This is a genomic window from Corallococcus praedator (assembly GCF_003612125.1).
Taxonomy (GTDB): domain Bacteria; phylum Myxococcota; class Myxococcia; order Myxococcales; family Myxococcaceae; genus Corallococcus; species Corallococcus praedator.
Window position 1 is genome coordinate 18552 of record NZ_RAWI01000043.1, and the last position, 19193, is coordinate 37744.

A 19193-nucleotide genomic window follows, 5' to 3' on the forward strand; every position below is an offset into this window, starting at 1 on the left:
AAGTGCCCTTTCGGCGCTAGCGGCGCAGCTCGTCGAGGATGTGGTCGTACTTGCGGTTCGCCCACAGGATGTAGAGGCCCGTCAGCACCCAGGCGACCAGGATGGTGACCGCGCCCAGCACGATGCCAATGGACAGCCCCGGGATGAGCTGCTGCCCCATCAGCGGCCGGTTGAACGCCACGAGCAGGATGAAGCCCAGGTACGTCACGAGCATCGCCACCGTGAGCGCTCCCGCCACGCGCCAGCGCGCGGCGGCGAGTGCCTTCAGGACATCGTCCTTGGAATTGCCATACATCGGTGTGCCTCCTCGGCAGTGAAAGGGAAGGGACCGCGGGCCTTCAGCGTCGCGAGGCCGGAGGCAGCCCCTTGGTCAGCAGTTCGTCCAGCACCGCGGGGTCCGCCAGCGTGCTGGCGTCGCCCAGGTTCTCCGTCTCCCCGCTGGCGATCTTCCGCAGCATGCGGCGGAGAATCTTCCCCGAGCGCGTCTTGGGCAGGCCCGACACCAGCACCACCCGGTCCGGCGCCGCGATGGGCCCGATGACGTGGCGCACCTGCTCGCGCAGCGCGCCCATCATCTTCTCGTCCGGCGTGCGCACGAAGTCCGGCTTCACCGTCACGAAGGCGCACACGCCGGTGCCCTTCAGGTCGTGCGGGTAGCCCACCACGGCGGCCTCGGCGACGGCCTCGTGCGCGACAAGGGCGCTCTCCACCTCCGCGGTGCCCAGCCGGTGGCCGGACACGTTGAGCACGTCGTCCACGCGGCCGGTGATCCAGTAGTAGCCGTCCTCGTCGCGGCGGCAGCCGTCGCCGGTGAAGTACAGGGGCAGGAATCTTGCGTAGTACGTCTCCACGAAGCGCTCGTGGTGGCCGTACAGCGTCCGCGCCTGACCCGGCCAGGAGCGGGCCAGGCACAGGTTGCCGCTGACGCCGTTGCCCTCCAGCACCTTGCCCTCTTCATCCACCAGCACCGGCTCCACGCCGAAGAAGGGCAGGGTGGCGCTGCCGGGCTTGCACGGCGTCGCTCCGGGCAGGGGCGCGATGAGGATGCCGCCCGTCTCCGTCTGCCACCACGTGTCCACCACGGGGCAGCGGCCCTCGCCCACCACGTCGTGATACCAGCGCCACACCTCCGGGTTGATGGGCTCGCCCACGCTGCCCAGCAGGCGCAAGGACTTGCGGGAGGACTTCGTGACGAACGCGTCCCCCTCCTTGATGAGGGAGCGCAGCGCGGTGGGCGCGGTGTAGAGCGTGGTGGCCTTCACGTCGTCCACCACCTGCCAGAGGCGGCCCGCGTCGGGCCAGGTGGGCGTGGACTCGAAGAGGACGGTGGTGGTGCCGGTGGAGAGCGGGCCGTACACGAGGTACGAATGGCCCGTCACCCAGCCCACGTCCGCGGTGCAGAAGTGCACGTCGTCCGGCTGCGTGTCGAAGATGTAGCGGAACGTGGTGGCCGCGTACACGAGGTAGCCCGCCGTCGTGTGCATCACGCCCTTGGGCTTCCCGGTGGAGCCCGACGTGTAGAGGATGAAGAGCGGATCCTCGGAGTCCATCCACTCCGCGGGGCACACGCCCCGGTGCTTCTTCACCTCCACGTCCAGCCAGTGGTCGCGGCCCTCGCGCATCGGCACTTCCTTGGCCGTGCGGCGCGCGACGAGGACGGACGTCACCTGGGACAGGCCCTCCAGGGCCTCGTCGGTGATGGCCTTGGTGGCCACGTTCTTGGGGCCGCGCGGGCCTTCATTGGCGGTGACGACGACCTTGGCGCTGCAGTCCAGCACGCGCTCGCGCAGCGAGTCCGCGGAGAAGCCGGCGAACACCACGGAGTGCACCGCCCCGATGCGGGCGCACGCGAGCATCGTGTACGCCAGCTCCGGCACCATGGGCAGGTAGACGATGACGCGGTCGCCCTTCTTCACGCCGTGCGCCTTGAGCACGTTGGCCACGCGGCCCACGTGGTGCTGCAGGTCGCGGAAGGTGATGACCTCGTAGTCGCCGGGCGTGTTCTTCGCCCAGATGATGGCGGCCTTGTCCGGGCGCGCCTTCGCGTGGCGGTCCACGCAGTTGACGGTGACGTTGAGCTTGCCACCCCCGAACCAGGTGAAGTCGGCGGCCTGCTCGTTCACCTCCCGGATGGTTTCGGGCGGGTGGAACCAGGTGAGCTGCCGGGCCTGTTCGCCCCAGAAGGCGTCAGGCGCGTCCAGGCTCTGGCGGTAGAGGCGCTGGTAGTCCTCCAGGCTCTTCACGTGGGCGGTGCGGCGGAAGGCTTCCTTGGGCGCGACGAGCAGGTCCTGGGCGGGTGCCATGGCGGAGGTCCTCAGTAGAAGAGCTGGAGCTGGGCGGTGCCGGTGATGCCCGTGGTCGCATGGGCGATGTCCCCCACGCGCGACACGGCCACCTCCGTCTTCAGGTTGAAGGTGTGCTTCTGGAACCAGAGGTTGAGGCCGGGGCGCAGCGTGAGCAGGTCCTGCGCGGCCACGCGCCCGTTGAAGTACTCGCCGGAGAGGATGGGCTGCACGATTCCGAAGCGGTAGCCCAGCTCCACGAAGAAGCCCGTGCCGCTGCGCGGGTTGTCGAAGCCCTGCTGCCAGGAGAAGACGTTGCTCTGGAAGACGAACTCCTGGTCCGCGCCCACCGGCAGGTCCAGGAACACGTCCGCCGCGAGCGCCACGGCGTCATGCACGCCGGACGCGGTGGCGATGGCGGAGTACTGGTAGTCGCCGCCCACGCCGAAGGACAGCAGGGGCTGGTCGGTGAAGTAGATGCCCCGGAGGAACTGGTCGTACTCGTGGCCCAGCACGTTGTAGCGCGCGTGGCCCACGGCGCGCGGCAGGTCGTCCGGGTTGACCACCTGCCCGTTCTCCAGCTTTGCGCCCTCCACGCCGTTCAGGATGGCGGCGCGGTACGTCCAGGGCCCGGCGAAGCCGCGCACCTGCACGCCCATGTCGCGCCACACCTTGCCCACGCCCAGCGGGTAGCGGATGATGTCGGAGTGGTAGTCCACCGTCTGGAGCGCGATGGCGCCCTGGAGCGCCTGGTGCGACAGCGGGGCGAGGATGAAGCCCGCCTCCACCCACATCTTGTCGGCGACCTCGTAAGCGATGGTCGCGTCCTGGATGTAGAAGGCCGGGTTCCAGTCGCCGTTCTTGCCCAGGTTCGGCTGGTCGGTGTCGATGAAGAACGACAGCCGCTTGGTGATGGAGCCGAAGACGAGCAGGCGCACGCGGCGCAAGAAGAAGTCCGTGCTCACGCCCCCCGTGGGCGCCCCGTTCTTCACGAGCTGCATCTGCGGGTGCAGCAGCACGTCGACGTTGAGCACCGCGTCGTCGCCGAGCTGGATCTTCCCGGCCGCCGCGGGGAGCGCGGTCAGCAGGGCCGTCAGCACCATCCAGCGCGACAGGAGGCTTGGGGCAGGGCGCATAGGCCCTGTCGCATGAGCAATGCCTGTTCCACGCCCGCGTCCGTTGCGTTTCAGGACCTTGGGGGTTGGCTCGGCGCGTCAGGATGTGGCGGAAGGTGACAGGGCGTTACCCCCCGTAACGATTCTCGCACTGCGTCGTAACGCCGGGGTAACACCGGGTGACACGGCCACGCGATGCGTCAGCGTGGCCGTGTCGTGTGTCGCGAGACATGAGGGCGCCCTTCAAGGCAGGGCGAGCGTGCGCGCGGGTTCGGGCGGGGGGGACAGGCCGCCGGGCGAGCCCCGGTAGGCTCAGGCCGCCGCGTCCTCCTCGGGTTGGATGCCCGCGTCCGCGTCAGTGTCCGGCAGCACCTCCGAGGTGTCGAGGCCCGCGGCTTCCAGGAGGATCTTCCGGCCCGTGGCGGGCAGGCTGAGGCCCGTCGTGGGGTGCCCGTTGGTGAGGAGCACCACCGCTGCGGCGTGTCCGGGCAGGAAGCCCACCCACGCCACGAAGCCGCCGTTGCCGCCGGCCTTGCTCACCACCTTCGCGCCGCCGGGCGCGTCGGTGATGTACCAGCCCAGGCCAATGGACTGACGGGCGGAGATCTCGAAGTGGGGCGTGTGCGCGAGCTTCATCGCGCGGTAGGTGAGCAGCGGCATGGAGGGGACGCGGAAGAGGTTGCCCTCCAGGAAGCGCAGCATGTCCGACGCGGTGGAGTTGAAGCCCACGCCCCGGTAGCCGAGGCGCTTGCCCTGGGTCGTGTAGCCCTGCGCGATGCGTTCGGGCCGGATGCCGGTGAGGTCCACGCGCGTGTCGCGCATCGCGAGCGGCTCCTGGATGTCCGTGGCGAACAGCTCCGGGTAGCTGCGCCGCGCGGCGAAGGTGGTGGTGAAGCCCTGCGTCACCTCGCTCACGTTGGAGTAGCTGTAGTGCGCGCCCACGCGCGTCTCCGGGTTGAAGCGCGTCCAGAAGTCGAACATCGCTGGGGGCGGCACCTCCCCCCGGTACAGCGCGCCCGCGGGGTGGCCGGGCACGTTGGCGGACGGCATGCCCGCCGTCATGGTGCCCAGCGCCTGGGGCGTCACCTGCCGGATGACGGTGCCCTGCTGGCGGACCTCCCCCGGCAGGAAGCGGGTGATCTGATCCGTCAGCGCCAGCTTCCCCTCCACGATGCGCGCGGCGGCGAGCGTGTTGGTGAAGACCTTCTGCACGGAGCCGATGAGGAACAGCGTGTCCTCGGACACCGGTTGGTTGGCTTCACGGTCCGACAGGCCCGCGACGTAGTGGGCGCGCACGTCTCCGACGGCCACCGCCGCCGACACGCCAATCTCCGTCTGCGTGCCCAGGTAGTCCTTCATGGCCGCCGCGACGAGCTGCTTCAGCCGCGCGGGGTCCTGCGCTTCGGTCGGCATGGAATGGCTCCGGCGCCTACGACTCGTAGAGGGAGACGTCGCAGCCATTGCTGGTCATCTGGATCTTCATGTCCTCGGAGGAGCCGTTGAGGAAGAAGTAGACGGTGGTGCCATCGTCGGAGGCATCCAGGGTGCAGTAGAAGTTCTGCTTGCACGTCCAGATCTTCCCGTTGTCATCCTGGAACTGGACCCACCAGTAGTCGTGACCGATGGCGCCGGTCCAGTAGGTGGCCGGGAATGAAGAGCTGGTGGCGTTCTGCGCGAGCGAGGGCCAGTTCCCCTGCTGCTGATAGCTGGGGTCGTTGTTGTAGCGGTGGCGCAGCGTCACGCCGCTGATGGCCGAACCCCACTGGTTGACGACGACGCAGTTGGCGGTGCGCTCCGTGGACAGGGGGGCGCCACCCTTCGCGGCGGTGCGGGCCGTGTCGGGACGCAGGCGGGTGTCGAAGCCGGACCGGGGCTGACCATTCGAGTCGAGGCGGGCGGAATTGCACATGGTGGGCTGCTCCTGATGCACCGGGGGTTGGATTCGTCCGGTGGATGCCAGGAGCCATGAGCAAGCGATGTGCCGCGCGTCGCTTCCCTCTGGGAGCCCGTGAGGGGCGCCGCCGTCGACGCGGTTCGACGCGTTTCGACGCGTCGAAACATGTCGGCATCGACGCGTCGGACGTCAGGCGCGGGTGCGGGGGATGCCCAGCCGCTGCCGCTTCTCCCAGAGCGTCTTGCGGCTGATGCCCAGCCTGCGCGCCAGCTCCGTCTCGCCCATGCGGTCCTGGTGCTCCAGCACGAAGCGGCGGAAGTACTCCTCCATCGAATCCGGCGAGCGTGGATCCTCTCCGGCGACGAGCGGCGGGAAGTCCAACTCCTCCATCGCGGCCGGAGGCACGTCCGTCGCCGCCGCGCCGGGCAGCTCCAGCGCCAGCAGGTCCGGGGTGAGCAGCGGCCCGTCCGCGAGGATGACCGCGCGCTCCAGGGCGTTCTCCAGCTCGCGCACGTTGCCCGGCCACGGGTGCACGGCGATGGCGGCCAGGGCTTCCGGGGACAGCGACGCGGGAGGGCGGCCCAGTCGCCGGGTGGCCTTCTCCAGGAGGTGCTTCGCGAGCGCGGGCAGGTCCTCGCCTCGCTCGCGCAGGGGCGGCAGGCGGATCTCCACCACGCGCAGGCGGAAGTAGAGGTCCTGGCGGAACAGGCCTTCCTGCACGCGGCGGGGCAGGTCGCGGTGCGTGGCGGCGAGGATGCGCACGTCCACCTTGCGCGAGCGCGTGGCGCCCACCCGCCGCACCTCGCCGTCCTGGAGCATGCGCAACAGGCGCGCCTGCGCGGGCGCGGGCAGCTCTCCAATCTCATCCAGGAAGAGCGTCCCGCCGTGCGCCGCCTCCACGAGGCCCGCGTGCGCGGCCTGCGCTCCGGTGAAGGCGCCCTTCTCATGGCCGAAAAGCTCGCTCTCCAGCAGGCCCTCCGGGATGGCGGCGCAGTTGACCGCCACCATCGGGCCCTCCGCGCGCGGGCTCTGCGCGTGGACGGCGCGGGCCACCAGTTCCTTGCCGGTGCCGGACTCGCCCAGCACCAGCACGGTGGCGGCGGAGGAGGCCACCTTGCGCACGCGCTCGAACACGTCGCGCATCGCGGGGGACGTGCCCACCATGCCGCCCGGGGCCCAGGTCTGCTCCACCTCGCGCTTGAGGGCCGCGTTCTGCCGGGTGAGCCGTCCCTCGCGCAGCACGCGCTCCACCTGGAGCAGCAGTTCGTCGTGGTCGAAGGGCTTCGCGATGTAGTCCACCGCGCCCAGCTTCATCGCGTCCACGGCGGACTTCACCGTGGCATAGCTGGTCATGATGAGCACCGGCACGCCCGGACACAGCCCGATGATGTCCGTGCCCGGAGGCCCGGGCAGGCGCAAATCGGAGATGACCAGGTCGAAGGCGTCCAGCGCGTGCTCGGCGGCGGCCTCCGGCACGGCGCCGGCTTCCGCCACGTCATGGCCCGCGCGGGTGAGCAGCCGCCGCAGCTCCGTGCGGATGATGGGTTCGTCCTCGATGACCAGGATGCGGCTCACGCGGAAGCCTCCGGGAGTTTCAGGGCCGCGCGGGGCAGGTTCACGGTGACGCGGGTGCCGCCCTCGGCGCGGCCTTCGATGCGCAGCGTGCCGCCGTGCTCGCGCACGATGCCCTCCGCCAGCATCAGGCCCAGGCCGGTGCCTTCGCCGGGCTGCTTGGTGGTGAAGAAGGGCTCGAAGATGCGCTGCGACAGCTCCGGGGCGATGCCGTGGCCCCGGTCCTCCACCTGGATGCGCACCACGTCTCCCTCGGCTTCCGCCAGGAGGTCCACCCGCGAGCCCGTGGGCGACGCGTCGATGGCGTTGGTCAAGAGGTTCACCAGCACCTGCTCCAGTCGCTGCGCGTCGCCCCGCACGTCCAGCCCGTCCGGGCTCTGGTGCGTGCACGCCACGTCGCGCCCCTTGCGCGACAGCCGCGCCAGCTGCGTGGCCTCCGCGAGCAGCGGGCCCACCGGCACGCGCGTGAAGGGCCGGGACTCGCCGCCCACCGTGCCCGCGTGGCCAAAGCCCACGAGCGTCCGGACGATGGCGTCGATGCGCCGGCACTGCTGGAGGATGAGCCCCACGCGGTCGCGCACCGCCTCCGGGTCCTCCAGGTCGTACTTGAGGTTCTGCGTGAGGCTGGCGATGGCGGTGAGCGGGTTGCCAATCTCATGCGCCACGCCCGCGGCCACCCGGCCCAGCGACGCCAGCCGGTCCTGGTGCGCGAGCCGCGCGTCCACCGCCTTGCGCTCCGTCCAGTCCTCCACCAGCAGCGTCAGGCCCTGCGAGTCCCCCGCGCTTTCCCCGTCGGATGGCGTCAGTCGCGAGCAGTGCACGCGCAGGATGCGCGTCTGGCCCGCCACCGGGACGCGTGCCTCGGTGTCGCTGGCCTGCGAGGCGGCCACGTCCGAAAGCAGGGTGCCCCAGGGCTCCGGCAGGTGCGCCAGCGGGTGGCCGCGCGCCGCGTCCATGGACACGCGCGACACCGCCTCCAGCGCCGCGTTCCAGATGACGACCTCTCCGTCCGGGCCCACCGTGCACACGCCCAGCGGCAGGTCCTCCAGGATGCGGTAGAGGTAGCGGCGCACGACCTCCAATTCGCGCACCGGTCCGCGCATGTCCCGCGCGTCGCGCACCCGCTCCTCCACGAAGCGCAGCTGATCCGCCAGGGCGGTGCGCGCGCCGGGATCCAACCGCAGCGCTTCGCCCACCGCGAGCCGGGCCAGCACCGGACCGATGAGGCCGGACAGGTTGCGCTCCACGCCGTCGCGCAGGCGGCGCAGCTCCGCGGGCCGGCGCTCGTCCGGGGGCAGCTCCAGGGCCTCGCGCGCGCGGTCCACCTCCGCCGCCGCCACCTGCGCGCCCAGCACCGGCTCCAACTGCCGGCGGAACTCGTCGGGGGAGCTGGCCGCCACGCTGCCCTCGGCGAGCCCCGGCGCCTCGCGCGCGCACACCCGGGCGGCCTCCTTCTCCTCCACCGACTGGCGCGTCATCAGTGACACGGCGACGAAGCACAGCGCGTTGAGTCCCAGCGAAGTGAACGTGGCGAAGCCCCACGGCTCCTCCGCGGAGAAGCCCAGCGCGACGGAGGCCTGGTTCGTCCACGCCACCACCGACGGCGGCTCCCACAGGGGCGCGACCAGCGTGGCCGTCCACGTCGCGGCCCCCGCGCCCAGCCCCGCGAGCAGCCCCGCGCGCGTCGCCTTGGGCCACAGCAGCAGGCCCAGCACGCCCGGCGCGAACTGCGCGGTCGCGACGAAGGACACGAGCCCCAGGTCCACGAGCCCCGTCGCCCGCGTGTCGATGAGCCGGTAGAAGCCGTAGCCCGCCAGGATGATGGCGGCGATGAGCACGCGCCGGGCCCAGAGCAGCCACCCGTAGAGGTCGTCCCGGCCGCGCGCGGTGCCCAGGGGTAGCACCAGGTGCGTCAGGCACATGGGCGCGAGCGCGAGCGTGGTGACGATGACCATGGCGCTCGCCGCGGACACGCCGCCCAGGAAGGCGAGCAGCGCCACGGCCGTGGCGCCCTTCGCGGCGGGCACGGAGAGGACGTGGAAGTCCGCGGGCCAGGGCAGGCCCAGCGCCTCTCCGGACCACAGCAGCACCGGCACCGCCGCGTTGATGAGCAGCATCAACAGCGGGAAGGCCCACGCGACGGTGGCCAGGCCGTCGCGCTCGGGGGCCTCGGTGAAGGCCACGTGGTACTGGCGGGGCGTGAGGAAGGCGGCGACGACGGAGAGCACCAGCAGCGGAGCCCAGGACGCGTCGCGCGCGGGGCGCTGCAGCGCCTCCACCGCTTCGGGGTGCACGGTGAGCCAGTCCTGCAGGCCGCCCACGCCGCCGAAGACGGACACCACGCACCAGCCCGCGACGATGACGAGCGCCAGCAGCTTCACGCCGGACTCGAAGGCGATGGCCAGCATCAGCCCCTCGTGACGCTCCCGCGGGGCGGGGTGGCGCGCGCCGAAGAGCAGCGAGAAGACCACGAGCACGCCGCAGAAGCCCGGGCCCACCAGCGCGGGGGCCGCGGCGGGGCTCAGCAGGCGGGCGGACTCCACGACGGCGCGAATCTGGAGGGCCAGGTAGGGCAGGCTGCCGGCCAGCGCGAACAGCGTCACCGCGGTGCCCGTCACCTGCCCGGGGTAGCGGAACGCGAGCAGGTCCGCGAGCGACGTGAGCTGCAACTCGCGCGTCAGCCGCAAGAGGGGCCGCCACAGCACCGGGGCCAGCAGACATGCGAGCGTGAGGCCCAGGTAGATGCCCAGGTAGCGGAAGCCGTGGCGGGCCGCGTAGCCCACGCTGCCGAAGTAGGACCAGGACGTGGCGTACACACCCAGGGCCAGCGCGTACACCAGCGGGTGCTGGGTGATGCGGGCCGGGATGCGGCCCCGCTCTGCCGCGTAGGCCACGAGGAACAGCACGCCCAGGTAGGCCACGGAGGCGACGACGAGCGGGCCCAGCCCCAGCGTCATGGGCGCAGGCTCCGGTGCGCCACCCAGCCGCCCAGGGCGATGACGCCCAGCCACACGACGAAGGGAAGGTAGGCGGGCGCGCCTTCCGCCAGCCACAGTCGCCGCAGCGGGGAGCCGAACAGCAGCACCGCGACGGCGAACACCAGCAGCGACGGCATGGCGGGAGGTTCCGCGGGAGGCCGCGACATGCGCGTGAGGATATCAGCCCCGTCGGGCGCGAGGGGGGCCGTGATAAGCCGGCGGCCCATGGCTCCCCCGGAAGTCCCCCCCTTCTCCGAGCTGTCCCAGTTCACCCTCGACCGCGAATCCCTGCGGCTGCTGCCGGAGTCCTTCTGCCGCCGCCTGGGCGTCGCGGTGATGGGGAAGGTGGACGCCGCGCGGGAGCAGGCGCCGGTGACGGTGGCGATGCTGCATCCGGACGACCTGTCCGTGCGCTACCGCATCGCGGACTTCCTGCGGCGTCCCGTGCAGCCGGTGCGGCTGAACCGGTACGAAATCGACACCGCGCTGGAGGTGGGGTTCGGCGCGGGGCCCCACGTCTCGGTGGATGTGGTGCTGCGTCCGGGCACGCCCCTGTCGCAGAAGCCCACGCCGGTGGAGCTGGTGGACCACGTGCTGACGCGGGCGGTGGAGCAGGGCGCGTCCGACGTCCACCTGGAGAGCTACCCGGACGACGTGGACCTGCGCTACCGCGTCGACGGCATCCTGCATCAGGCGTACACGGACATCTCCCCGGACTCACTGCCGGAGGTGGTGGGCCGCATCAAGGTGCTGGCCGGGCTGGACATCTCCGAGCGGCGCAGGCCGCAGGACGGCCGGCTGCGCGCGCTCTACCACGGGGCGGCGGGGCCCAAGGCGGTGGACTTCCGCGTGAGCGTGGTGCCGTCGCCGTCCGGTGAGGACGTGGTCATCCGCCTGCTCGACGCCTCGGTGGGCCTGGTGCCGGTGGAGAAGCTGGGCATGACGCCGGAGGTGCAGGCGACGGTGCTCAGGCTGCTGGGCAATCCGGAGGGGCTGGTGCTGGTGACGGGGCCCACGGGCAGCGGGAAGACGACGACGCTGTACGCGGCGCTGGCCCGGCTCAACGACGGGCGCAAGAAGATCATCACCGCGGAGGACCCCATCGAATACCTGGTCCCCAAGGTGAACCAGAAGCAGGTGTCGCCGCAGATGCCGCACCTGACGTTGCTGCGCGCGCTGCTGCGCCAGGACCCCAACGTGATGCTGGTGGGGGAGATTCGCGACCTGGAGACGGGCAGCACCGCGCTGATGGCGGCCTCCACCGGGCACGTGGTGCTGGGCACGCTGCACACGGCGGATGCGATTGGCACGGTCAGCCGCCTGCGGGGGCTGAAGCTGGAGGACGGGGACATCGCGGAGGCGCTGCTCGCGGTGCTGGCCCAGCGCCTGGTGCGACGCATCTGTCCGGAGTGCTCCGCGCCCGCGACGCCCACGCCGGAGCAGGTGGCGCTGCTGGGGCCACTCCTGGATGGCGTGCAGCCCCGGGCGGGGCAGGGCTGCGATGCGTGTCGTCACACCGGCTTCAAGGGCCGGGTGGGGCTGTTTGAATTGCTGGTGGTGGACCCCGACCTGCAACTGCTCATCGGCACCGGCGCGCCCGTCGTGCAGCTTCGCCGGCACGCGGTGGCCCGGGGCTTCCGCACGCTGGTGCAGGACGCCCTGGAGAAGGTGGCGCAAGGTGTCACCACGCTGCATGAGCTGACGCGCGTGGTGCCGTACCGCTACCTCGTCACGGAGCGGGAGGAGCGCGGCCGGGCGGGCTGACGGCGTCAGTCCAGCGTCGTGTCCAGTCCCTGGGGCAGCAGCACGGTGAACGCGGAGCCCTGCCCGAGCGTGCTCCGGACCTGGACGATGCCGCCGTGGGCTTCGACGATCTGCTGGGTGATGAAGAGGCCCAGCCCCAGCCCTCCGTAGTTGCGCTCGGACACCGCGCGCACGAAGCGCTCGAAGACGCGGGGCTGGTGCTCCGGCGCGATGCCAATGCCTTCGTCCTGCACGGTGAGCAGGGCCAGCCTGGAGTCCATGCGCACGTGGACGCGGATGGGCTTTCCCGCGCCGTACTTGAGCGCGTTGGTGATGAGGTTGGTCAGCACCTGCTCCATCCGGGCCCGGTCCCAGTTGCCGGGGATGGGGGCGGGCGCCTCCAGCTCCACCGTGCAGCCCGCCTGCTGGGCCTGCGGCGTGTAGCGGGAAATCACCTCCCGTGCGAGCGCGGTCAGGTCCATGGGCGACCGGTCCAACCGCAGCTGGCCCATGCTGATGCGGGAGACGTCCAGCAGGTCCTCGATGAGGTCCGCGAGCTTGCGGACCTGTCGGCGCGCCACATCCAGGTCGCGGGCCAGACGCACCACGGGCAGGGTGGCCTCCGGGTGGTTCTCCACGGCGCGCAGCAGGGACGTCAGCTTCAGTTGCAGCGGCGTCAGCGGCGTCTTCAGCTCATGCGAGGCGACGGACAGGAACTCGTCCCGGGCGAGCACGGCGTCCCGCAGCATCTCCACCTCGCGCCGCTCCTGGGTCTGCTTGCGCTGCGTGAAGTCGCGCGTCACCTTGGCGAAGCCCCGCAGTGTCCCTTGTGGGTCATACAGCGCGGTGATGACGACGCTGGCCCAGAAGCGGCTGCCGTCCTTGCGGATCCGCCAGGCCTCTTCCTCGAAGCGCCCCTCCTCCGCCGCCACCCGGAGGGCCCGTTGGGGCTTGTCCCGGGCCACGTCCTCCGGGGGATAGAAGCGGCCGAAGTACTGCCCGAGGACCTCCTCGGCCCGGTAGTTCTTGATGCGCTCGGCCCCCGCGTTCCAGGTGCTGACGCGGCCTTCGGGGTCGAGCATGTAGATGGCGTAGTCCTGGATGTTCTCGACCAGCAGCCGGAAGCGCTCTTCGCTCTGGAGCAGGCGCTCCTGGGCCAGCTTGCGCTCGGTGAAGTCGCGCGTCACCTTGCCGAAGCCCTGCAGGGTCCCCTGGCCGTCGCGCAGCGCGGTGATGATGACGTTGGCCCAGAAGCGGCTGCCGTCCTTGCGCAGCCGCCACCCCTCCTCCTCGAAGCGGCCCTCCCGGGCGACCTGCTCCAGCTCCGCCTGGGGCTTGCCCCGGGCCACGTCCTCCGGGGGATAGAAGCGGCTGAAGTGCTGCCCGAGGATCTCCTCGGCCCGGTAGCCCTTGATGCGCTCGGCCCCCGCGTTCCAACTGGCGACGCGCCCCTCCAGGTCCAGGGTCAGGATGGCGTAGTCCCTGACGTTGTCGATGAGCAGGCGCAGCTGGGCATCCACGTCCGGGTTGCCGTGGCTGCTGACGTAGGTGATGCCCCCGTTGTCCGGGGATTCGGACTGGAGGCGGTCATCCAGGGAGCTTCGCATGCGCTGAAGCGTAATCCCTCGGAGGGGGCTCTCCGCCAGTGTCGCACGGTAGCTTTCTCCTCCGGACACTCCCGCCCGGGAGGTATGCGCCCAGGCGGGCGGCTCCACTGATCAGCAGGCAGGCGGGCGATCAACGATAGGATGCAGCCCGTCCGCACTCCCGACAGGAGCGCGGAATCTCCCGCATGGTCTCCCTCGTCGAGCAGTGGCCCCGTGTGCCACCCGAACTCCGCTGGTCGTCCTGGGAGCCCCTGCAGGGCGCCGGGCGGAGTCGCACGCTTCCTGCCGAGCCCGGGCTGTATCGCATCCGGCGCCGCGACCGCCCGTTCCTGGACTACCTGGGCCAGACACGGAACTCACTCCGAGGACGGCTTGCGATGCTGAAGGGTGTCCATGGCGACGTCATGCCCTACCGAGACCCCCACACCGCGGCGCCGGCGCTCTGGGCCCTGCGTCAATTGGAAGGGGCCACCTTCGAGGTCTCCGTGGTGGAGGTGCAGGGCAGTGTGCCGACGCGGAAGGGACTCGAAGCCCTGGCCATCGCGGCCCACCGTCAGGAGCATGGGCAGTCTCCCACCGTGAGCTTTGGCCGCATGCCCCAGGGCTTTCGCATGTCGAGCCCGAACAACGCGCTCCTCGTGTCCCAGGGCAAGCGCTTCCGGGGAGGACCCGCGGTCGGGTCGCTTGCGTGTCATTCGCCCGGCGTCCCGCCCGCTGGACCCCTGGAGGGCCCCGTGGAATCCCCGTCCTGGTGCGGGCACCGCTGGTCGCCGTGGATTCCCCTGGAGGAGGTGGACGCCCGCGCCGGGTCGCTCCTGGATGCGCGCGGGCTCTACCGGATCCGGGGAGTGGGCCAGCAGGCCCTGCTCTACGTGGGCGAGGGGAACATCGCGAACCGGCTCCAGGTCCACGCGAAGAAGGTCCTGGTGGCTGGACATGCCCAGGGCGTGCTGTTCGCCGCGGCGGAGCGACTGGAGTGCTCCTGGGTGGCCGGGTCCTGGCTGGACCACCAACGTCTGGAATTGGAGAACGACCTCATCGCGGCGCATGTGCTGCTCACAGGCGCTCCTCCGGCCGCGCAATTCCTGGGTTGAACCCAGACGCCCGCCTCGCGTCACGAAGGATGGGAGCTTCCACTCCCACCCTCCCGATGAAGCGGTGGCGTGCACCGCCTTGCGGCCGTCAGCTCAGAGGCCGTCCGCGTAGCACCAGCCCGTGGTGCGGTCGTAGCCGCCACCGGCGAGCGGATACCCGATGAAGCCCAGCTCCTCACCGGCGCCGCAGTCCGACCGGGCGCGGGCATAGCGCAGGCAGGTGCCGTGCCCCGTGCCGGCCAGGTCCACGCAGGCGCCGCGCGCGCCCTCGGTGCCGCAGAACTCGGCGAAGCCCAGGCTGCACGTCTCCCCGATGAGCGCCGGGTCGAAGGCGAAGCCGATGGGCTCCAGCACGGACTGCTCGATGCACAGGCCGTAGACGCCGCAGACCGTGCCGCTCGGGCAGCCGGGGACGGCCGCCATCGGGTCACACGTGGCCAGACACTGCCGCGCCTCCGTGAACAGGTCCGTACAGGCGAAGCCCTGCGCGCAGTCCGTCGTCGCCAGCCCGCTGGAGGTCGGCGCCGCCGTATACGCGCACGCCTCGCCTCAATTCGACGTCACGTTTCCATCCATTTTGTTTGAGATGGGAATAACTGGGATTCTCAGCTTGCGAGTCTCAAGGTCGCGAAAGTGAGACGCGGACCTTCACGCGGGCCTGCGTTCGTAGCTCAAGAAGACGACGCCGCTTGGAAGGCTGCGGGACCCCGTGAGTTGGAGGCGATGGGGCGCGAAGCCCGCGTCGACGAGCTTGATGCCAGAGCCCACGATGACGGGATTGAGCTTGATGACATACGCGTCGATCTCCGGAAGCAGTTCGGCCGCGAGCGCCCCGCCACCGCACAGCCAGATACCCAACCCGTCCCGGGCCTTCAGCTCCCGCACGGTGGCCAGCGGGGTGCTGGAGAGCTTGACGGTGGGGTCGGGGCTCTGGGTGAGGGTGCGCGAGAACAGGTAATGCTCCAGGTGGGGATAGGCATTGGTGACGCCCGCGTCCAATCCCACCTGGTAGGTGTGTCGGCCCTCCAGGACCGTGTCGAAGTGCTTCCCCGGGCCGGAGAGGCCGCGCAATGCGCGGTAGGCGGCCGGGAGCGTCTCCGGATACTCGGCGGCGATCGCGTCCAGGTAGTCCGGCTCCAGGGCGAAGAAGTCGAAGGTGCCGTGGGGCGAGGCGATGAAGCCATCGAGGGTGGCGGCGACGTAATAGGTGAGCTTTCTCATGCGGATCCTTCCTCCTGTCCGCGTGGCTTACACCACCGAGCGAGGCTCCGGGCTCCCGGTGTGCCCGAGCTCCAGGGCGCCTGCTAGAACCGGACATCCGACCCCGTGGCGGGGTCGCAAGCGAGGCAGGTCCATGCGGGTGCTGTGGTTCTTGGGAGGAGCGGTGACGGGGGCCATCCTGACGGTCGTCACCGGCGTCGTGCTCTGGTTGCAGGACACGGGGCCCGTGCGAGCACAGATCCAGGTGCGCGTGGAGAACCACACCGGACAGGACGTCCAGGAGGTCCGCCTCGAGCACGCGGATGGCCAGGTCGTCCAGCGCCTGCTGCTCAAGGGTGAATCCCTGGCCCTGTCCTACGTGCCCCGGGGCGAATCGTCATACAGGCTCGTCGCGGTCCTGGAGGATGGACGGGAGCTGAGGGGCGGCGCCGGCTACATCGAGCGGGGGGCTTCGACGCGGGAGGTGCTGGAGCCGGAGCGGGTGGTCTCCTCCGACCCGTGACGTCTGTCATTGCGCGGCGGCGGCCCACCCTGGCGCGTGCGCAAGAAGGCATGTCAGCGGTGATCCGTATCCTCGCCGCATGTCCATCCTTGAAGGACTGCCCACGGTCTGCATGGGCATGCTGTCCACCAGTGGAGGTTCGTCCATCGCGGCGCTCAGCCTGGGCGCGGCGCTGAGGCAGGAGGGGCTCGCGGTCCGCTACCTGCATTGTGATCCGCTGGGCGCGCGCCCGGAGGGGACGCGGGTGTTGTCTCCGGAGCGGGCGCTGCTGGCCGCGCACAGCCTGGACGTGGACGCGGCCTTCACCAGTCCGCTGGAGGTGTGCGAACAGCTGCTGCGCCTCCATGACACGGCGCCCTTCGGGCTGCTGCACCTGCACAACCTCCAGGTCTTCGGCCTGCCCGCGTACTTCCTGCGGCGGCTGCGGGGCGTGCCGTACGTGGTGACCTTCCACGGCTCGGACGTGCTCAACGATGCGCTGCTCGGGACGCGGCCGGAGGTCACCCGCGAGGTGCTGCGGGACGCGGCGGCGGTGACGTGCGTGTCGCGCTACCTGGCGGACGCGCTGGCGCACCGGCTGCCGGAGCTGCCCCCGGCGGATGTCGTCCACAACTTCCTCCGGCCGGAGCTGCGGCGCCCGTGGACCCCGGGGGCGGAGCTGGCGGATCGGTTCCTCCACGTGTCATCCCTCCGGCCGGTGAAGCGGCCGGAGCTGCTGCTGGCGGCCTTCGCCCGTCTGCACGCGAGCCGGCCCCACGCCACCCTGCGACTGGTCACCACCCACCGGGGGGCCATCCGGGCCCGGGAGCTGCTGGAGTCCCATCCGCTGCGCGACGCAATCACGGTGCTGGTGGGGGAGGACGACACGGAGGTGCTGGCGCGCGAGTACCAGCAGGCCACGGCGCTGGTGCTCACCTCGCGCTTCGAGTCCTTCGGGCTGGTCATGCTGGAGGCCCTCGCGCACGGCCTGCCGGTGGTGGCGCCGGCGGTGGGCGGCATCCCGGAGGTGCTGGGGACGGACTGGCCCCTGCTCGTCCGGGGAGACACGGCGGACCCGGACGCCTACGCGGCGCGGATGGCCCAGGTGGCGGACGGCGCGGTGAAGCCCCTGCTGCGCGAGCGGGCCGAAGGGGTGCTCGCGCGCTTCGATGGTTCGCGGCAGGTGGCGGACTACGTGCGCGTCTACGCGCGGGCCCTGTCGGCGGGGTCGGCATGAAGGCGGACGGACGCGCTGGGCCTTGGAGGCCCCTTCACGGACTGGGAGACGGTGCATGCCGGGGCTGACGGGAGTGGTGGGGCCGGAGGCCGGGGCATTGCTGGAGCGGATGGAGGCCCGGCTGTATCCGGTGGAGGGACAGGGCGCCCGGCGCGGCGCGGGGCCGGGGTTTGCATTCGCGCTCCGGGGGACGGGCGGCCTCCGGGAGCGCGCGGGCGTGTGTCTGGCCTTCGAGGGGCATGTGTTGGGCCGGCCATTCGGGGACGAGGCCGTGGCGGACGCGCTGCTCGACGCGTTCCTGGAGCGGGGGGAGCGGTTCCTGGAGGGATGGGACGGTTCGTTCCAGGTGTTCGTGCGCACGCCGGAAGCGACGTACCTCTTCATGGACCCCACCGCGTCGCGCCGGTGGTTCTTCCGGTCCGGGCCCTGGGGAATTGCGTTCTCCCCGGAGGTGGCGCCGCTGCGGACGCTGGCGCCATCCCCGGTGGACGGCGCGAACCTGGCGCAGTTCCTGGTGGGAGGGCGCTTCTTCGCGGGACACACGCTGCTGGCGGAGGTCCTCCAACTGCTTCCCGGCGAGCACCTGGTGCACCGCGACGGCCGGGTCGAGCGGCGGCGCACGGGTTCGGACACCGTGCGCCAGGACTCCGGCCTGTTCGACGTGAAGGCGACGCTGACGCGACTGGAGACGGCCCTGGAGCGCGCCATCCTCCAGCGGTGGACGCAGGCCCGTGCGCCCGCGCTGCTGTTGACCGGCGGTTGGGATTCGCGGTTCCTCTTCCACACGGTGGCGCGGCATGTGGAGGACACGTCGCGGCTGTGCACCGTGACGTGGGGGCACGACCTGCGGCGGGAGGGGTCGGACGCGCGGGTGGCGCACGACATCGCGAAGCGCTTCGGCACGCGACACGTGGAGCTGAAGCGGAGCGTGGGGCAGGTCCCGGAAACGTTCGCCGCCATGTTCCAGGCCCAGTCCGGCATGACGGAGCTGGCCTTCGGTCACGCGGACGAACTGACGTTGTGTCAGCGGCTGGCGGAGCGGCACGGCGTGGGTTCGCTGTTCCGGGGCGACGAGTGTTTCGGGCCCACGGGGTGGAACGCGACGACGGTGGGAGGGGTGCTGGCGCGGTTGTCATTGCCCTTCACGCAAGACGTCGCGGGGCATGAGCGGTGGCTGGTGGGCGGAGGGGAGGAGGCATGGGCGGCGCGCGAGGAACAGGTGCGCCAGCGGGTGGCGGCGGCTCCGCAGGGACTGGAGGCACTCCGGGACACGCTCTACTTCCGGGAGCGTGTGCCCGCGTTCCTGCACCACCTCAACTACTTCAAGGCCCACCGGTTGGAGGTGTTCAATCCATTGATGGACCGCGAGGTGCTGGCGCTGTCACGGGCGCTGCCCGCGGCGTGGCGCACCGACAAACGGCTGTTCAAGGATTGTTACCGGCGGCGGTTCGCCAAACACCTGGACATTCCCTTCGCCGAAAGCAGCAATGGCGTGGACTGGGGGCGGATGCTGCGGCGCTCGCCGCGCGTGGTCGCGTTCTTGCGGTCGGGACTGGAGGCCCTGCCTTCGCCGTTGGTCCCCGAGGTCTTCGTGGAGCAGTTGGACGGATTGCTGCGGGGAGCTCCGGCGGGGGCCATGCCCGGCGGCTACCGGGTGGCGCCTGAACAACTGGTCATGCGCGCGTTCGTGCTGGGTCAGTGGTTGCGTGACAGTCCGACCTCGGAGATGGCCAATCGTTCAAAGAACTCACGGGCCCGTGCGGCGCCCGCGTCGGAGGTCAACGCGAAGCATGCGTAGCGTTCCACGTCCGCGGCGTTCATGCGCCGCTGCATGAAGCCCTGGGATTTGTGCTCGGCGATGAGCCAGTTGACGACGAGATGGAAGTCCAGCCGGCCCCCATGGCCAGACGGCCGCGCCCGGTCGAAGTCGAAGGGGTGGGTGTCGTTGCGCAGGGCGGTGAGCGGGTGG

Annotated in this window: 17 protein-coding genes; 5 read left to right on the forward strand and 12 right to left on the reverse strand. The window is 71.0% G+C overall.

Annotated features, from left to right (window positions below; translation table 11 throughout):
* Nucleotides 1–16: 16 nt before the first annotated feature.
* The 8 genes from D7Y13_RS08435 to D7Y13_RS08470 form a co-directional block, all read right to left on the reverse strand.
* On the reverse strand, nucleotides 17–295 hold the full coding sequence (locus tag D7Y13_RS08435) for a DUF485 domain-containing protein (protein WP_120532816.1): 279 nt from the start codon (nucleotides 293–295) through the stop codon (nucleotides 17–19).
* A 43-nt stretch (nucleotides 296–338) separates the two neighbouring features.
* Nucleotides 339–2303: an acetate--CoA ligase gene (gene acs / locus D7Y13_RS08440; RefSeq protein WP_120582870.1), complete on the reverse strand. Its 1965-nt coding sequence runs from the start codon at nucleotides 2301–2303 to the stop codon at nucleotides 339–341.
* 11 nt (nucleotides 2304–2314) lie between these two features.
* Nucleotides 2315–3418, reverse strand: a complete 1104-nt coding sequence (locus tag D7Y13_RS08445; RefSeq protein ID WP_120582869.1) for a hypothetical protein — start codon at nucleotides 3416–3418, stop codon at nucleotides 2315–2317.
* A gap of 291 nt (nucleotides 3419–3709) precedes the next feature.
* On the reverse strand, nucleotides 3710–4810 hold the full coding sequence (locus D7Y13_RS08450) for a serine hydrolase domain-containing protein (protein ID WP_158620314.1): 1101 nt from the start codon (nucleotides 4808–4810) through the stop codon (nucleotides 3710–3712).
* A 16-nt stretch (nucleotides 4811–4826) separates the two neighbouring features.
* Nucleotides 4827–5306 (reverse strand): hypothetical protein, encoded by a 480-nt coding sequence (locus D7Y13_RS08455; RefSeq protein ID WP_147444238.1) that lies wholly within the window; start codon nucleotides 5304–5306, stop codon nucleotides 4827–4829.
* 174 nt (nucleotides 5307–5480) lie between these two features.
* A complete protein-coding gene (locus D7Y13_RS08460) occupies nucleotides 5481–6866 on the reverse strand; it encodes a sigma-54-dependent transcriptional regulator (protein WP_120532811.1) in 1386 nt (461 codons plus the stop codon).
* A complete protein-coding gene (locus tag D7Y13_RS08465) occupies nucleotides 6863–9820 on the reverse strand; it encodes an ATP-binding protein (protein WP_120582867.1) in 2958 nt (985 codons plus the stop codon). Before D7Y13_RS08465 ends, D7Y13_RS08460 begins: the two co-directional genes overlap by 4 nt.
* Nucleotides 9817–9978, reverse strand: coding sequence for a hypothetical protein (locus tag D7Y13_RS08470; RefSeq protein ID WP_199728780.1), 162 nt, complete (start codon nucleotides 9976–9978; stop codon nucleotides 9817–9819). Before D7Y13_RS08470 ends, D7Y13_RS08465 begins: the two co-directional genes overlap by 4 nt.
* A gap of 88 nt (nucleotides 9979–10066) precedes the next feature.
* On the opposite strand from D7Y13_RS08470, the gene D7Y13_RS08475 reads away from it, so the two are divergent.
* Nucleotides 10067–11605, forward strand: a complete 1539-nt coding sequence (locus tag D7Y13_RS08475; RefSeq protein WP_120582866.1) for a GspE/PulE family protein — start codon at nucleotides 10067–10069, stop codon at nucleotides 11603–11605.
* Nucleotides 11606–11610: 5 nt separating this feature from the next.
* Here D7Y13_RS08475 and D7Y13_RS08480 read toward each other — a convergent pair whose 3' ends face one another.
* The gene (locus D7Y13_RS08480) at nucleotides 11611–13191 is read right to left on the reverse strand and encodes a sensor histidine kinase (RefSeq protein ID WP_120582865.1); all 1581 of its coding nucleotides are present in this window, start codon (nucleotides 13189–13191) and stop codon (nucleotides 11611–11613) included.
* A gap of 404 nt (nucleotides 13192–13595) precedes the next feature.
* Here D7Y13_RS08480 and D7Y13_RS08485 point away from each other — a divergent pair, with 404 nt between their 5' ends.
* The gene (locus D7Y13_RS08485; RefSeq protein ID WP_147444237.1) at nucleotides 13596–14285 is read left to right on the forward strand and encodes a hypothetical protein; all 690 of its coding nucleotides are present in this window, start codon (nucleotides 13596–13598) and stop codon (nucleotides 14283–14285) included.
* Between the two features lie 93 nt (nucleotides 14286–14378).
* Here D7Y13_RS08485 and D7Y13_RS08490 read toward each other — a convergent pair whose 3' ends face one another.
* The gene (locus D7Y13_RS08490; protein WP_233595380.1) at nucleotides 14379–14708 is read right to left on the reverse strand and encodes a hypothetical protein; all 330 of its coding nucleotides are present in this window, start codon (nucleotides 14706–14708) and stop codon (nucleotides 14379–14381) included.
* 225 nt (nucleotides 14709–14933) lie between these two features.
* On the reverse strand, nucleotides 14934–15506 hold the full coding sequence (locus D7Y13_RS08495; RefSeq protein ID WP_120582863.1) for a dihydrofolate reductase family protein: 573 nt from the start codon (nucleotides 15504–15506) through the stop codon (nucleotides 14934–14936).
* 133 nt (nucleotides 15507–15639) lie between these two features.
* Between D7Y13_RS08495 and D7Y13_RS08500 the strand changes: the two genes are divergently transcribed.
* From D7Y13_RS08500 to D7Y13_RS08510, 3 genes are all read left to right on the forward strand, one after another.
* Entirely contained in the window at nucleotides 15640–16008 is a 369-nt protein-coding gene (locus D7Y13_RS08500; protein WP_120532805.1) for a hypothetical protein, read from the forward strand.
* A 79-nt stretch (nucleotides 16009–16087) separates the two neighbouring features.
* Nucleotides 16088–17224: a glycosyltransferase family 4 protein gene (locus tag D7Y13_RS08505; RefSeq protein WP_120582862.1), complete on the forward strand. Its 1137-nt coding sequence runs from the start codon at nucleotides 16088–16090 to the stop codon at nucleotides 17222–17224.
* Between the two features lie 55 nt (nucleotides 17225–17279).
* On the forward strand, nucleotides 17280–19022 hold the full coding sequence (locus D7Y13_RS08510; RefSeq protein ID WP_158620313.1) for an asparagine synthase-related protein: 1743 nt from the start codon (nucleotides 17280–17282) through the stop codon (nucleotides 19020–19022).
* On the opposite strand, the gene D7Y13_RS47110 is transcribed toward D7Y13_RS08510, so the two are convergent.
* Nucleotides 18920–19193 (reverse strand): hypothetical protein (locus tag D7Y13_RS47110; RefSeq protein WP_208734454.1); only part of this gene is annotated, 274 nt, incomplete at its 5' end. The two genes, D7Y13_RS08510 and D7Y13_RS47110, sit on opposite strands and share 103 nt — an antisense overlap.

Coding starts and splice junctions, on each gene's coding strand:
- D7Y13_RS08510 (WP_158620313.1), top strand. CDS start 17,280: ATGCCGGGGCTGACGGGAGTGGTGGGGCCGGAGGCCGGGGCATTGCTG.
- D7Y13_RS08455 (WP_147444238.1), bottom strand. CDS start 5,306: ATGTGCAATTCCGCCCGCCTCGACTCGAATGGTCAGCCCCGGTCCGGC.
- D7Y13_RS08470 (WP_199728780.1), bottom strand. CDS start 9,978: ATGCCGTCGCTGCTGGTGTTCGCCGTCGCGGTGCTGCTGTTCGGCTCC.
- D7Y13_RS08490 (WP_233595380.1), bottom strand. CDS start 14,708: ATGGCGGCCGTCCCCGGCTGCCCGAGCGGCACGGTCTGCGGCGTCTAC.
- D7Y13_RS08505 (WP_120582862.1), top strand. CDS start 16,088: ATGTCCATCCTTGAAGGACTGCCCACGGTCTGCATGGGCATGCTGTCC.
- D7Y13_RS08450 (WP_158620314.1), bottom strand. CDS start 4,810: ATGCCGACCGAAGCGCAGGACCCCGCGCGGCTGAAGCAGCTCGTCGCG.
- D7Y13_RS08445 (WP_120582869.1), bottom strand. CDS start 3,418: ATGCGCCCTGCCCCAAGCCTCCTGTCGCGCTGGATGGTGCTGACGGCC.
- D7Y13_RS08475 (WP_120582866.1), top strand. CDS start 10,067: ATGGCTCCCCCGGAAGTCCCCCCCTTCTCCGAGCTGTCCCAGTTCACC.
- D7Y13_RS08465 (WP_120582867.1), bottom strand. CDS start 9,820: ATGACGCTGGGGCTGGGCCCGCTCGTCGTCGCCTCCGTGGCCTACCTG.
- acs (WP_120582870.1), bottom strand. CDS start 2,303: ATGGCACCCGCCCAGGACCTGCTCGTCGCGCCCAAGGAAGCCTTCCGC.
- D7Y13_RS08480 (WP_120582865.1), bottom strand. CDS start 13,191: ATGCGAAGCTCCCTGGATGACCGCCTCCAGTCCGAATCCCCGGACAAC.
- D7Y13_RS08495 (WP_120582863.1), bottom strand. CDS start 15,506: ATGAGAAAGCTCACCTATTACGTCGCCGCCACCCTCGATGGCTTCATC.
- D7Y13_RS08485 (WP_147444237.1), top strand. CDS start 13,596: ATGCCCTACCGAGACCCCCACACCGCGGCGCCGGCGCTCTGGGCCCTG.
- D7Y13_RS08500 (WP_120532805.1), top strand. CDS start 15,640: ATGCGGGTGCTGTGGTTCTTGGGAGGAGCGGTGACGGGGGCCATCCTG.
- D7Y13_RS08435 (WP_120532816.1), bottom strand. CDS start 295: ATGTATGGCAATTCCAAGGACGATGTCCTGAAGGCACTCGCCGCCGCG.